Below are 13,447 nucleotides of genomic sequence, written 5' to 3'. Positions count from 1 at the left end.
CCCCGACACCGGCTGTGCGGCGGGGTCGCCGCGGGGACGGCGTACGAGCAGCCCGCCGTCCCCGTGCTCCGGGCGCTGCTAGCGGCGGGCGCGCCGCGCAGCCGGCAGCAGGACGTACGCCACGACGTCCGCCGCCCCCGGTGAACGGAGCGTGTGGAAGCCGGGGCGGCCCGGGACGTACGCGGCCGGCCCCCGCGCGATGCCGTCCAGCACCGCGGCCTGGACGGAGTCGACGTACGCCGGGCTGGTGAGCCACTGGTGGTTGTGGGCGGTGTAGACGACGCCGTAGCGGCCGTCGGTGCGGGAGCGCCACGCCGCCAGCGCCGCGGCGAACTCCTGCAGCGAGGAGTCGAGCACCAGGCCGCCCGGCCCCTGCTCCCCGAGCGCGTCGCCGGAGAACAGCACCCGCGAGACCGGGTCGAGCAGCGTGATGCCGGTGGGGGAGTGCCCGGGCAGCGCGTGCACCTCGAGCGCGACCGGGCGACCGGCCGCGTCGGTGCCGAGCGGGATCGAGTTCCCCTGCCCGACGTACGAGTACGACGTCAGGCCCGTGGTGGGGATCGACGCACCACGTGGGAGGTGGACGTGGTTGTGGCGGAACTGCGACAGCCCTCCGATCTGCCCGGGGTCGTCACTCGTCACCACCAGCTCGAGCTCGGTGCCGCGCGACCAGCGGCGTGCGAAGTGCATGAGGCCCGGCGTGCCGCGCCCGGACCCGATGAGCACCGCGCGCTCGGAGCCGCGCACCAGGTACATCGACTGGTTGGCCGAGTCGCGGATCATCAGCAGCCCGGTCTTGATGTTGTCGATGGCGGCGTACGGGCCGGAGGGCGCAGCCGGCACGTTGTAGGTGCCCGGGATCGCCATCCCGTGGTAGTCGTCGTCGGGCGCCCTGCCGCCGGACGGCCCGCCCGGGTAGAGGTTGGCGAAGGTGAACGTCATGCGGGCTGACGCGTACCCGATCCAGCCGACCTCGCGGCCGACCGTGCGGTAGGGCTCGGCGGCGATGGTCCCGTCGAGCAGCCCGCTGGCCGCCTCGAGCATGTCGGAGACGTAGTCCGCGTCGAGCGGCCGCCCGTTGACCGGCGGGAGGTTCCGCGGGTACTGGTTGACCTGGTAGAAGTGCGCGGGCAGCAGGGCGATGCCCTCGAACCGGCGCAGGAAGTTTCGCATCCCGCGCAGCATCCGGCGGTACGGCTCGGTCGTCCCGGACGCGAAGTGCATCCAGACGTATGCCGAGCCGAGCGCGTCACCGGTGGCGAGCAGCAGGTTCTCGGCGTCGAGGTAGCCGGTCGACCCGGGCGTGTGGCCGTGCAGGTCGATCGCGTGGATGGTGCGGTCCCCGAGGTCGAACGTGCCGACCGCGCGGCCGTCGCCTCGCGGTGACGGGCCGCCGCCCTCCCTGGTCGGGACGTAGTAGGCCGGGGCGCTGGCCGGCCAGTCGCCCTCCGGGAAGTAGACCGTCCGGTCGCTCATCAGGTAGTTCTTGCCGGTGTGGTCGCCATGGCCGTGGCTGATGGCGACGTCGAAGTCGACCGGGTCCGCGCGCGGGGTGCCGTCGTCGTCGTGCCCCAGCAGGTGGCGTGCGACGGTCTTGAGGTCGTTGACCCCGACGACGTCCGGCGTGTTCTGCGCCGTGTCGACCAGCAGTGCCCGTGAGGAGCCCTCGAAGAGCCACATCGTCGAGCCCTGGGTGAAGGTCGGGGAGACCAGCATGTTCTCGATGCGCCAGGTGCGGTGGCCGAGCGTGCTGACCGAGGCGAGGTAGGCCGTGTAGGACCCCCAGGGGTTCGGCCCCTCGAAGCCGCTGCCGAGCGGCGCGCCGGTGGCGTTGACGGCGACCCGGGCGAAGCCCGGCACGACGTCGTCGTAGCGCACCGGGCCGGTGCGGGTGATGCGCCGGGGGCGGATGGCCGCCTGCGCGGCGCCTGCCCCGAGCGGTGCGGCCGCGAGGGCCGCTGCCACCGCGAGCACGGCTCGGCGGCTCAGCAGTGACGGGCGTGCTCGCCGCCGCAGCACCCGCCTGCGCCTGCGAGGGGGAGGGGAGCCGTGCGCCCCGTGGGGCCCTGGCCGTCAACCGCCATTGGTTGCTCCTCGTCGTCCGCTCGTCGTCCGGTGGGCCCGGGTCGGCGGCGAGGGGCTGATGCGGGTTGGGCGTCGCCGCCGTTGCGCCAGGTCGGCCCCCGACAGCCAGGAGTAGGGCAGTGGCCGACGAACCGGTCAAGACCTCCACGCTTCGGCATAACTGGCCGAATTCAGGCAGACAGTGCCAGCGAGACGCCGAGCGTGGCCATGACCACGGCGATCCCCGCGTCGAGCGCCTGCCAGGCGGACGGCCGGGCGAAGAGGGGACGGAGCATTCGCGCGCCCAGGCCGAGGGCGACGAACCAGGCGGTGCTCGCGGCCACCGCGCCCGCGGCGAACGCCCACTCGCGGCCCGGGTGCGTGTTGGCGATCGTGCCGAGCAGCACGACGGTGTCGAGGTAGACGTGCGGGTTGAGCCAGGTCAGCGCCAGGCACGTCGTCGCCGTCGCCGCGAGCGAGGTGCGCTCGGGCCGGTCCGGGGGGCTCAGGCTGCCGGGGCGGAGCGCCCGGCGCGCGGCGAGGGCGGCGTACCCGAGCAGGAAGGCGGCGCCGGCCAGTCGGACCAGGCCCATCACCTGTGGTGCCCGCTCCAGGGCGGCACCGGCGCCGCCGACCCCGAGCGCGATGAGGACGGCGTCGGACAGGACGCAGATCGCGACGACCACGGCGATGTGCCGGCCCAGCAGCCCCTGCCGGAGCACGAAGGCGTTCTGCGCGCCGATCGCGACGATCAGCGACAGGCCGAGCCCGAGCCCGGAGGCGGCGGCAAGGAGCGAGGGGTCCACGCGGCCGACGCTACGGGCGGGCTCTGGTGAAGTCGAACGCGTTCTTCTGTGCGACAATTAGAGTCGCTTATGTGGACCTCGACCTGGGGCAGCTGCGTGCCCTGAGCGCTGTCGCGGCCGAAGGGTCTCTCGATGCAGCCTCGCGCTCCCTGCACGTAACCCCCTCTGCGGTCAGTCAACGGCTCAAGGCGCTCGAGCGGGCCGTCGGGAGCGTCCTGGTCGTGCGCAGCCGGCCCGTGCGGCTCACCGCCGCCGGCCAGACTCTCCTGCGGCTCGCGCGGCAGGTCGACCTGCTCGTCGCCGACGCGGTCACGGAGCTGGCCGGGCTGCCCACTGCCGCCACCCTGCCCGTCGCGGTGAACGCCGACTCGCTGGCGACGTGGGTGCTGCCCGCCATCGCGCCGCTCGCGGCCGAGGGCGTCGTCGTCGACATCGTCCGGGAGGACCAGGCGCACACGAGCCGGCTGCTGCGGGACGGGAGCGTGGTGGCGGCGATCACCGACGACTCGGACACGGTGCCCGGCTGCAGCGTCCGTCGACTGGGCAGCATGCGCTACCGCCCTATGGCGGCAGTCGCGTTCGCCGAACGTTGGTTTCCTGAAGGTCTGACCCCGTCGGCCCTCGGGGCGGCACCCGTCGTGGTCTTCGATCGACGGGACGCGCTGCAGCACACGTTCCTCCGCCGGCGTACGCGCGGGCGGGCGCGCCCGCCGATGCACTATGTGCCGGCCTCGGCGGACTTCGTCTCCGCGGTCGCCCTGGGCATGGGCTGGGGGATGGTCCCCGAGTTGCAGGCCGCGGGCCTGGCCGAGCCGCTCGTGGACCTGGACCCGAGAGGAGCCGTGGACGTGCCCCTGCACTGGCAGCAGTGGAAGCTGTCCTCGCCCGCGTTGGACCGGCTCGCGGACGCCGTGGTGGCGGCCGCCGAGTCGAGCCTGTCGCAGCCCCGCGCCCGCTCCTCCGCCCGTACCCGGGGCCCGGAACGGCGATGACCAGAGGCTCCGGCTCGCGACACGAACGGTGTCGCGGGGCCGGAGCCCTGATCGTTGCGGGGAACGTCGCCCGGGTCGAGCCTGGCCGGCGTCGGGCGCGTCAGCCCTTGTAGCCGTAGTACTTGACCTTCACCGCCGCGAGGACCTTGAACTTGACCGGTGCGTTGGCCGGGGTGGAGAACTCCACGATCTTGTTGCTGAGCTCCGGCTCGCCGGTATAGGCGTTCGAGTAGAGCTTCGCGGTCGCCCAGTCCGCGAGCGAGTTCGAGCCCTGGCCCCAGCTGGGCGCGGTGCCACCGGTGGGCAGGCAGGCGAAGATGCAGTCCTCGTCGTCGTCGACGAGCTCGACCATCGCCGGCACCGAGGCGCCGTCGGAGAAGGCGGTCCAGTTCGGGTTGAGGTACTCGCCGGAGGAGACCGAGACGTCGTCGTAGTGGCTGGCCGAGATGTTGTCCCCGACGCGCAGGTGGACGCGGAACTCCCCGGCGCCGCTGGAGTCGCTGTCGTCGGTCACCGTGATCTTGTTGATGTTGATCGTGACCTCGCGGTCGGCGGTGTGGACGAAGCCGAGCTCCTTGCGCACGTTGCCGCCGGCGTCGGTGGCGTACACGTAGTACCAGTAGTTCGTCCCGGGCGTGAGGTTGCTCTGCGACCAGTAGTGGTTGGTCTTCTTCCCGGCGCCGGCGCCGCTGGTGTAGGCGATCGGCTGCGCCTCCAGGTCGTACAGGTTCTTCGAGATCTTGACGGTCAGGGTCGTGGGGACGGTGGTCTGGACGTAGTCGTAGATCTCGACGCCGCGCACGCCCTGCGGGGTGATGTCGCCGAGGATGCAGTCGGCGGCGCAGTTGACGGAGGCGGAGGCCGGGGCGGCGGTGGTCGTGAGGGTCGCGGCGCCGGCAGCGGTGAGGGCGAGGGTGGCGAAGGCGGTGCGGGCGAGGCGGTTGCGCAGCGAGAGCATCGGAGTGCCTTTCGGGTCGGTGGGGGCTCGTTCTCGGGCGGGCTGTCCGCCCTTCCGGGGGTTAACGAGAGCCCCGCCGCCCCGGCGATACGACGCGGTACGCAGGTGAGTAGGCCTGGGTGGAGGCTTGAGTAGTGCCGCCGCCGCCCTGAGTAGGGCCGCGCCTGCTGAGCAGCTCTCAGCCGTCCAGCGCCAGGCTGACGGTGGTGAGGACGGCGAGGACCGCGATCCCCGCGCTCAGCAGCAGGCACTCGGCACGCCCGGAGCGCAGCGTCGCGGGCTGCTCGCGCAGCAGCCGCCCCGAGCGCCGCCGGCCGACGACCGCTGCGGCGAGCGAGAGCAGCAGCGCGTACGCCGGCAGCACGGCGTGCAGCGGCTGGTCCAGCGACGGCGGGTGGCGCAGCAGGAGGATGGCGCCGTTGCCCTGCAGGGCCAGCGAAGTGCGTGACCAGGCCAGCGCGGTCCGCTCGAGCTGCGCGCCCGGCGGGGCCTCCCGCAGGCCCATCAGGCGTCGGTGAGCAGCAGCATGGCGCTCACCGCGAGGCCGACCGCCGCGAGCGCGGCCGCGAAGACCCAGGCCAGCCGGAAGACCGGGAGCGGCAGCCCGCGACGCATCGCTCGCTGGACCGCGTGCCAACGCAGCACGCCGCCGACAGAGGCGACCACGCTGAGCAGCCCGAGGGCGACGCCGGCGGCAGTGCGTACCCACGCGGCGTCGGGCTGGGGGAGGAACTCCACCGCGCCGACGCCCGCGGCGAGCAGGGCGAGCGCCGTCCGCATCCAGGCGAGCAGAGTGCGCTCGTTGGCCAGGGTGAAGCGGTAGTCCGGCTCCTGCTCGTCCATCGCGCCCCAGCTTGCCGGGTTGACCGGCAGTCGGCCCGGGCGGGGTGGGACGGGGTGGTGGCGGCGCCGGAGCGCTCGGCGTCCCGTGTCGGCTTGCGAGGGGTACGCCCGACAACGTCCGGCTCTCGGTGGTTGCCCGGGGCAGCGCTTCTTCGGATCGATACAGAACAACGGCCGGGAGCGGCAGAACGATACGCGGGCGAAACACTAGGCAATGGAGCGGCAACGTGGCCGAACGAAGCTGCGCGCAACCTGGATCCGATCCCGGAGGTTCGCGTGTCGTCCCCCTCTCTGTTCGCCAACCCCTGGGCGCGCCGCGCCCGTGCCACTGCCGTCCCGCTCGTCTCCGCCGGCCTCGCCGCCGTCCTGGTCAGCACGCTGAACGGGGGCGCCGCGCCCGTCGTGCAGGAGTCCTTCTCCAGCGTCTCGGGCGTCAGCTCGGCCGTCCAGGTCGAGAGCGTCGCCTACAACGCCGCGGTCACCGCCGCGGCCGCCGCCAAGCCCAAGGTCGCGGTGGTCGCGACCGGCGGCACGATCGCCGGCGTGGCCCAGTCGCGCAGCAGCTTCACCAACTACTCCGCGGGCCGGATCCCGATCGCCTCCATGGTCGCGCAGTTGCAGCCGGAGATCGGCAACGTCGCGGACGTGTCCACGGTGCAGTTCGGCAACGCCGGCTCTGGCGGCTACACGATCGCGCAGTACCACGCGCTCACACTCGCGGTCGAGAACGCGCTCAAGACGGCCGACGGCGTGGTCGTCACCACCGGCACGGACACCATGGAGGAGTTCGCCTACTGGCTCGACCTCACCGTGCAGAGCCGCAAGCCGGTCGTGCTCACCGGCGCGATGCGGCCGTGGGCCGCGGGCTCGATCGACGGCCCCCAGGTCATCGGCACCGACGGGCCGGCGAACCTCTACAACGCGATCACTCTCGCGGCGAGCCAGACGACGTACTGCTTCGGCACCGTCCTCATGCTCAACGACGAGTTCCACGCGGCGCGTGACGTCACCAAGGGCAACACGACGCGCATGGACACCTTCGAGACCCGCCGCATGGGCAGCCTCGGCTGGATCGACGGCGACTACATCAAGGTCGGCCGCGCCCCGGCCCGGGTCGCCACGTGCGACACGCCGTCGGAGTGGATGACCCCGTTCAACCTCTCCACGAAGCCGGCTTCTGCTCTTCCCCGTGTCGAGATCGTGTACAACTACCAGCAGGCCGGTGGCGAGGCGATCACCGCCTTCGCGAACGCCGGGGTCAAGGGCATCGTCACGGCGGGCACCGGCGCCGGGGGCATCTCCTCGGCGCAGAGCGCCGCTCGCTCGGCGGCGGCCAACGCGGGCGTCGTCTTCATCAGCACCTCCCGCGTCGGCTCCGGCTCGGTGACCGGCGGCAGCGGCAACATCATCGCCGGCGACGACCTGCTCGCCCAGAAGGCGCGTCTGTTCCTGCTGCTGGGCCTGACGTTCGCACCGGGTGACGCGGCGAAGATCCGCGGCTGGATGGACACCATCGGCCAGGCCGAGTGGAAGGTCACGCCGCCGTCGGCGATCGAGACCGGCTTCGCCGACCTCGCGGCCCGGATCACCGAGCTGTCGACGGCCGGGACCATCAACGGCTCGACGACCGAGCTGCTGACGGACCGGCTCACCCGCGCGAAGTCGGCGTACGAGGCGGCCGACTTCGCCGGCGCCGCGACGTACCTGCAGAACTTCATCGACCGGGCGAAGCAGCGCGTCGACGCCGAGGCGGCCCGCACCGCGCTCATCGACCTGGCCACGACGCTGAAGAACGAGATCGGGGTGGCCGCACCGGCGGCGAAGTCCGTCACCGGCTGACCCTTGCCGCACAGGCGCAGGCCCCGTCCCCTCGGATCGAGGAGGCGGGGCCTGCGCCGTGCAGTCATCGATCGGGGCGCAGTGCCCCGTCGAGGGAACGGGTGGCCATCGCGAGCGCGTCGTGCCGTGAGCCCCCGGTGACGTTCGCGTAGCTGTCCGCGGCGTAGAGCAGGCACCACAGCAGGTTCTCGACCCACAGCGCGCTCAGCGCGGGGGAGATGCTGCCGTCGGCGTGGCCCCGGCGCACGACCTCGACGAGCTCACCGGACGGCTCCGTGCCCTCCTGCCACTCCGGGCGGTCCAGGAAGATCCCGGTGAACACCAGCGTCAGCACGTCACGCAGGTCGAGCAGCTCGCGCAGGGCGCGGAGCACCGTCTCGCGCCCCGTGCCCTCCGCCAGGCCCGCCCGCTCGAACGCCGAGCCGACCGCCGAGAGGGCCTCGACGGAGACGGCGTCGAGCAGCTCCTGCCGGCTCGCGAAGTAGCGGTGCAGCGTCGTGCGGCCGACCTCGGCCGCCGTCGCGACCTCCGAGAGCGAGGCGCCGGGCCGGCGGCCGAGGACCCGGATCGCGGCGTCGAGGATCGCCTGCCGGGTGCGGCTGCGGGCTCCGGAGGCGGGCGGGGACGACGTCACGGCCGCATCGTACGGTCCTGTTCCGTCGCGGAATAATGCTTGCTCGGAATGGAACAACAATGTTCCACTGGGCTGTGTGGCTCTCTCCTCGCGCTTTCCCCGTCTCGCCGTGCTCCGCGACGTCGTACGCCCGCACCGCCGCGCGCTCGCGGCCGGCCTCGGGCTCGGGCTGCTGGCCACGTCCGCCGGGCTGGCCACCCCGATGGTGACCAAGTGGGTGCTCGACTCCATCGACTCCCGTGCCGGGCTGACCGGGCCGGTGCTCGGGCTGCTCGCCCTGCTGGTCGCGGGCACGGCCATCGGCCTCGCTCAGTGGGTCCTGCTGGGGACCGTGGCCGAGCGCGTCGTCCTGGCGGCGCGCACGTCGCTCGTCCGCCGCTTCCTCGGCGCGACCGTCCGCGACGTCACGCGGCACTCGCCGGGTGAGCTCGTCACCCGCGTCACCTCCGACACGGTGCTGCTGCGGGAGGCGGCCTCGTCGGCGGTGGTCGGGCTGATCAACGCCGTCGTGGGGCTCGTCGGCACGTTCGTGCTCATGGCGCTGCTCGACCTGGTCCTGCTGGGGGTCACGCTCGCGACAGTGCTCGTGGTCGTGGTGCTCTTCCTGCTGCTCATGCCCACCATCGCGCGGGCCGAGCAGGCGTCGCAGGACGCGGTGGGCCGGCTGGGCGCAGAGCTCGAGGGTGCGGTCCGCGCGCTGCGGACGGTGAAGGCGAGCCGGGCGGAGGGCCGGCAGGCCGACCGCGTCGTCGCGCTGGCCGAGGAGTCGGCCCGCCACAGCCTGCGCTCTGTGCGGGCCTCGGCCGTGGCCTGGTCGATCAGCTGGTCCGGGGTGCAGCTGGCCGTCATCGTCATCCTCGCGGTCGGTGCCGCGCGGGTGTCGGACGGGGCGCTCGAGGTCTCCAGCCTGATCGCGTTCCTGCTCTACGCGTTCCAGCTCATGGGCCCGATCACCGAGCTCTCGCAGCACGTGACGTCGTTGCAGTCCGGGCTCGCCGCGGCCGAGCGGATCCGCGAGGCCGATGCGATGGAGCTGGAGCAGACGGCAGAAGCGGGGTTTGTGGTTCCGGTGTCCGGCGTGGGGCCGCGCGAGGCCCCGGTGCTGGAGGTGCGCGGCCTGCGCGCCCGCTACGAGGGCGGCGGCGAGGTGCTCTCCGGCATCGACCTCCAGGTGCCGCGCCACGGGCACCTGGCGGTGGTGGGCCCGTCCGGAGCGGGGAAGACCACGCTCTTCTCCGTGCTGCTGCGGTTCCTCGAGCCCTCAGCCGGCCTGGTGCTGCTCGACGGCCGGCCCTACCCCGAGCTCGGCGTGGGGGAGGTGCGGTCGCGGCTCGCGTACGTGGAGCAGGACGCCCCGCTCGTGCCGGGGACGGTGCGCGACAACCTGCTGCTGTCGGTGCCGGACGCGTCGGAGGAGGAGATCGCGGCGGCTCTTCGCGCGGTGCAGCTGGACGAGACGGTCGCGGCTCTCGAGCACGGGCTGGACACCCTCGTGAGCCCGACGTCGCTGTCGGGCGGGCAGCGACAGCGGGTCGCCGTGGCCCGTGCCCTGCTGCGCCTGCCCGACGTGCTGCTGCTGGACGAGGCGACCGCGCAGGTCGACCCGCTCACGGAGGCCGCGATCGCCAGGGGCATCCGGTACGCCGCGGAGCGCGGTGCGGTGGTGACGATCGCCCACCGGCTGTCGACGGTGGTCGACGCGGACGAGATCGTGGTGCTCGACTCCGGCCGCGTCCGGGCGCGCGGCACCCACGCCCGGCTGCTGGACGAGGACGAGCTCTACCGCGGCTTCGTGGAGGCGCTCAAGATGGCGCCCGTGGTGGCCTGACCCGGGGACGGCGACGCCCGGCCGGGAAGCTCCCGGCCGGGCGTCGCAGGATGTGCGGTTCGGTGACTACCAGGAGCCGGCGGCGGGCTTGCCGGCGGTGTAGAGCCACACGTCGAAGAAGTTGGTCAGGTCCTGCTTGGACAGCTTCTCGGCCATCGCGATGAAGCTCGCCGTGGTGGCGTCCTCGTAGCGGTTCTGCTGGTGCCAGCGGCGCATGAGCTGCCAGAAGTCCTTCTCGCCGATCTTGACCCGGAGGGCCTGCAGGGTCATCGCCCCCTTCTGGTAGACCGCGTCTCCGAAGATCTCGGTCGCGCCGGGCGCCGCCACCGGGACGGCCCAGCGGGCGCTGGTCGGCCCGGCAGCGTAGGCCGCGTCGAACGAGGCCTGGGTGGTGCGGCCGCCGGTGTGCTCGGTCCACATCCAGGTCGCGTAGACGGCGAAGCCCTCGTTCAGCCAGATGTCGGACCAGTTGGTCGGGGAGACGCTGTTGCCGTACCACTGGTGCGCGAGCTCGTGGACGACGGTGCCGAGCCCCGCGGAGCCCGAGTAGATCGGGCGGGTCTGGGTCTCCAGCGCGTAGCCGACCGAGTCGTTGTCGACGATCGCGCCGGCCGCCTCGAGCGGGTAGGGCCCGAACTTCGAGCTCAGGAACGCGATGATCTCCGGCTGTCGGGCGAGGCTCGCGTTCGTCGTGTTGCGCGCGGCCGCGGTGAGCTTGCGGTCCACCGCGTTGATGATCGGCAGGCCGTTCGGGCCGGTCTGCGTGGTGAGGTCGTAGTCGCCGATCGACGCGGTCGTGAGGTACGCCGTCATCGGGTCCTTCGCCACCCACCGGAACGTGGTCCAGCCGTTCGCGGTGGTCTGCGACTCGAGCAGGCCGTTCGCCACGGCGGTCTTGCCCTCGGGCACCGTGATCTCGAAGTCGTACGTCGCCTTGTCGGCGATGACGTCGTTCACCGGGTACCAGGTCGCGGCGCCCTCGGCCTCGTTCGCCACGAAAGCGCCGTCGGCGAAGGCGACGAACCCGTAGCGCGTGTTGGTGTTGTCCCGCGGCTGGCCCATCGTGCCGCCGTAGTCGATGCTCAGCTCGATCGTCTTGTGGCGGCGCACGGGCGAGGGCAGCGTGACGATCAGCTCGCCACCTTCCCGGTAGCCGTGGGTCGTGATCGGCGGCGTCTTGACGAACGTCGCGGGCACCCCGTTGACCCGTACCGCCGAGACCGAGAGGTCGCGCAGGTCGAGGCTGAGCGACTCCAGCGCCTGCGTCGTCTTGACGGTGATGTCCGCCGTCGCGGTCAGCAGCTTGGTGGCGGTGTCGTACTTCAGCTTGAGGTCGTAGTGCTGGGCGTCGTAGCCGCCGTTGCCCGCCTGCTCGAAGTAGGCGTCGGGGCCGGTGGTCGAGCCCGGGCTGTACTCGGAGGTGAGGGCCGGGGTGGTGCCGAACATCACCGCGGCACCGGCCACAGCGAGTGTGGAGTAGTAGCGTCGCTTCATGCCGAGACCCTAAGCCGGGATCGGCGCGACGTCGCCACTCTTGCCGGGTCAGGCGCCTCCCGGATGCCCGGTTCGGCCCCGCTTTCGCGAAACCGTGACAGCGGCGTAACAACCGCGACACCGCCGCTTCCTACCGTCCGCCGGGACCTGCCCGCAGAGCACCTCCCGGGAGCTTCCGTGAGACCGTCCCGCCGAACTTCGCACGCGGTCCTGGCCGCCGTCGCCAGCCCGCTCCTCCTCGTCGCCGCCGTGCCGGGCACGGCGCAGGCGGCGCCCGCCCCCTTCGTCGTCGAGGAGACGACGGTCGCCGACATCCACGCCGCCTTCGCCGACGGGTCCTTGACCTGCCAGGGCCTCGTGCTCGCGTACCAGCAGCGCATCGCCGCGTACGAGCACGCCGGCCCGGGGATCAACTCCCTGGTCACGCTCGCTCCCGACCTGATGAAGCAGGCCAAGGCGCTGGACAAGCAGTACCGGAAGGCCAAGGGCGAGGTCGGGCCGCTGCACTGCATCCCCGTCGTGCTCAAGGACAACATCGACACCGCCGGCATCCAGACGACCGCCGGCTCGAAGGCCCTGCTCGGGTCCGTGCCCGAGCGGGACGCCGCGATCACGGCCGGCCTCAAGGCCGACGGCGCGCTCGTCCTGGGCAAGGGCAACCTCGACGAGTGGGCGCACGGCGGCATGGCCGGCTACAGCTCGGCCAACGGCCAGACCCGCAACCCCTACGGCCGCGGCCTCTCCCCGGCCGGCTCGAGCGGTGGCCCCGCCGCCGCGGTCGCCGCCAACTTCGCGGTGCTCAGCGTCGGCAGCGACACGCTCGGCTCGATCCGCGGGCCGGTGAGCGCGGAGTCCCTCGCCGGGGTCAAGCCCACGATGGGCCTCGTCAGCGGCGCCGGCGTAGTGCCCTTCTCGCTCACCTTCGACGTCGCGGGCCCGATGACCCGGGCCGTCACCGACAGCGCCCTCACGCTCAACGCGATCGCCGGCGTCGACCCCGAGGACCCGCGTACCGCCGCGGCCGCAGGCAAGGTCCCGGCCGACTACACGTCCTACCTCCGGGCCGACGCGCTGCACGGCAAGCGGATCGGCGTGGTGCGCACGTACGTCACGGGCGCGAGCACCGCTCCCATCAACGCCGCGCTCGAGACGATGAAGGGCCTCGGCGCCACGATCGTCGACGGAATCACCGTTCCGTCGTCCGTGACGTCCCTGCAGGGGCAGTACTACACCTTCATCTCCGAGACCGAGTTCAAGACCCAGCTCGGGGACTACCTGCGCAGCCGCCGGCCGAACGCCGCGGTGCAGTCGCACGCCGACGTGCTCGCGGCCAGCGAGCAGCCCGGCTTCGGGATGGCGCCGTCGGTGCTCAACCGGCTGCGCAGCGAGGCGACGCGGGGCACCCTGCAGGACGCCGACTACCTCAAGGCCGTGGCCGAGGGCCCTGCCGCCATGCGGGCCGGCATCGACGCGCTGCTCGACGCGAACGGGGTCGACGCCCTCGTCTTCGCCACGGGCAGCGGCAGCGCGCTCGCCAGCCTCTCGGGCTACCCGGAGGTCATGGTGCCCGCCGGGAAGAACGCCTCGGGCATCTCCGTGGGGCTGTCCTTCCTGGGCAAGGCGTTCACCGAGCCGCAGATGCTCGGCTTCGCCTATGCGTACGAGCAGGCCACGCACGCCCGGGCCACGGACACGATCCTGACGCCGCAGCTGCCGGCGGTCAGCGACCTGGACGCGGCCGTCACCGAGCTCCGGACGGCGCTGGGCAGCGGGGTCGCGACGAACCTGCGGAACAAGCTCGACCTCGCGCAGGACGCGATGGCCGACGGCGACGCGGCTCAGGCGGTGCGCGCGCTCAGCCAGTTCGTCGAGCACGCGGAGCGCCGTGTCGACGCCGGCTCGCTGCGTGCGGGCCTCGTCGCGGACGCCCGCACGCTCATCGGTCAGCTGCAGGCGGCCGCCGCCCTGCAGTAGGCGTGCCAGGAAGGA

General features: G+C 72.7%; 11 protein-coding genes. 4 read left to right on the top strand and 7 right to left on the bottom strand.

What is annotated here, in order from left to right; translation table 11 throughout:
* Nucleotides 1–78: 78 nt before the first annotated feature.
* Both G9H72_RS22855 and G9H72_RS07410 read right to left on the bottom strand, forming a co-directional pair.
* The gene (locus G9H72_RS22855) at nucleotides 79–1,974 is read right to left on the bottom strand and encodes an MBL fold metallo-hydrolase (protein WP_166169424.1); all 1,896 of its coding nucleotides are present in this window, start codon (nucleotides 1,972–1,974) and stop codon (nucleotides 79–81) included.
* Nucleotides 1,975–2,255: 281 nt separating this feature from the next.
* Nucleotides 2,256–2,870 (bottom strand): LysE/ArgO family amino acid transporter, encoded by a 615-nt coding sequence (locus G9H72_RS07410; RefSeq protein WP_166169422.1) that lies wholly within the window; start codon nucleotides 2,868–2,870, stop codon nucleotides 2,256–2,258.
* Nucleotides 2,871–2,941: 71 nt separating this feature from the next.
* Here G9H72_RS07410 and G9H72_RS07405 point away from each other — a divergent pair, with 71 nt between their 5' ends.
* Nucleotides 2,942–3,862, top strand: coding sequence for a LysR family transcriptional regulator ArgP (locus tag G9H72_RS07405; protein ID WP_166169420.1), 921 nt, complete (start codon nucleotides 2,942–2,944; stop codon nucleotides 3,860–3,862).
* 100 nt (nucleotides 3,863–3,962) lie between these two features.
* Here the strand turns inward: G9H72_RS07405 and G9H72_RS07400 are convergent, their stop codons facing one another.
* From G9H72_RS07400 to G9H72_RS07390, 3 genes are all read right to left on the bottom strand, one after another.
* A complete protein-coding gene (locus G9H72_RS07400; protein WP_166169418.1) occupies nucleotides 3,963–4,820 on the bottom strand; it encodes a hypothetical protein in 858 nt (285 codons plus the stop codon).
* A gap of 178 nt (nucleotides 4,821–4,998) precedes the next feature.
* Nucleotides 4,999–5,325, bottom strand: coding sequence for a DUF202 domain-containing protein (locus G9H72_RS07395; protein ID WP_166169416.1), 327 nt, complete (start codon nucleotides 5,323–5,325; stop codon nucleotides 4,999–5,001).
* On the bottom strand, nucleotides 5,325–5,663 hold the full coding sequence (locus G9H72_RS07390; protein WP_166169414.1) for a YidH family protein: 339 nt from the start codon (nucleotides 5,661–5,663) through the stop codon (nucleotides 5,325–5,327). The genes G9H72_RS07395 and G9H72_RS07390 overlap by 1 nt, the downstream gene beginning before the upstream one ends.
* A gap of 276 nt (nucleotides 5,664–5,939) precedes the next feature.
* Between G9H72_RS07390 and G9H72_RS07385 the strand changes: the two genes are divergently transcribed.
* Nucleotides 5,940–7,502 carry an asparaginase gene (locus G9H72_RS07385; protein WP_331272078.1) on the top strand — a complete coding sequence of 521 codons (1,563 nt, stop codon included), beginning with the start codon at nucleotides 5,940–5,942 and terminating at the stop codon, nucleotides 7,500–7,502.
* Between the two features lie 64 nt (nucleotides 7,503–7,566).
* On the opposite strand, the gene G9H72_RS07380 is transcribed toward G9H72_RS07385, so the two are convergent.
* A complete protein-coding gene (locus G9H72_RS07380) occupies nucleotides 7,567–8,136 on the bottom strand; it encodes a TetR/AcrR family transcriptional regulator (RefSeq protein WP_166169412.1) in 570 nt (189 codons plus the stop codon).
* A 76-nt stretch (nucleotides 8,137–8,212) separates the two neighbouring features.
* Between G9H72_RS07380 and G9H72_RS07375 the strand changes: the two genes are divergently transcribed.
* Nucleotides 8,213–9,964 carry an ABC transporter ATP-binding protein gene (locus G9H72_RS07375; protein ID WP_331272077.1) on the top strand — a complete coding sequence of 584 codons (1,752 nt, stop codon included), beginning with the start codon at nucleotides 8,213–8,215 and terminating at the stop codon, nucleotides 9,962–9,964.
* A 66-nt stretch (nucleotides 9,965–10,030) separates the two neighbouring features.
* On the opposite strand, the gene G9H72_RS07370 is transcribed toward G9H72_RS07375, so the two are convergent.
* A complete protein-coding gene (locus G9H72_RS07370) occupies nucleotides 10,031–11,458 on the bottom strand; it encodes a M1 family metallopeptidase (protein ID WP_166169410.1) in 1,428 nt (475 codons plus the stop codon).
* A gap of 177 nt (nucleotides 11,459–11,635) precedes the next feature.
* Between G9H72_RS07370 and G9H72_RS07365 the strand changes: the two genes are divergently transcribed.
* Entirely contained in the window at nucleotides 11,636–13,432 is a 1,797-nt protein-coding gene (locus G9H72_RS07365; RefSeq protein ID WP_166169408.1) for an amidase family protein, read from the top strand.
* Nucleotides 13,433–13,447 lie beyond the last annotated feature (15 nt).

The sequence above is a fragment of the Motilibacter aurantiacus genome, assembly GCF_011250645.1.
In the GTDB taxonomy this organism is placed as follows: Bacteria; Actinomycetota; Actinomycetes; order Motilibacterales; family Motilibacteraceae; genus Motilibacter_A; species Motilibacter_A aurantiacus.
Note: the sequence above shows the minus strand (reverse complement) of the source record. Positions and strands in the feature narration are given on the sequence as shown.

What these genes read in the sequence shown, in the direction of transcription:
- G9H72_RS07400 (WP_166169418.1), bottom strand. Translation starts at nt 4,820, where the DNA reads ATGCTCTCGCTGCGCAACCGCCTCGCCCGCACCGCCTTCGCCACCCTC.
- G9H72_RS07395 (WP_166169416.1), bottom strand. Translation starts at nt 5,325, where the DNA reads ATGGGCCTGCGGGAGGCCCCGCCGGGCGCGCAGCTCGAGCGGACCGCG.
- G9H72_RS07390 (WP_166169414.1), bottom strand. Translation starts at nt 5,663, where the DNA reads ATGGACGAGCAGGAGCCGGACTACCGCTTCACCCTGGCCAACGAGCGC.
- G9H72_RS07370 (WP_166169410.1), bottom strand. Translation starts at nt 11,458, where the DNA reads ATGAAGCGACGCTACTACTCCACACTCGCTGTGGCCGGTGCCGCGGTG.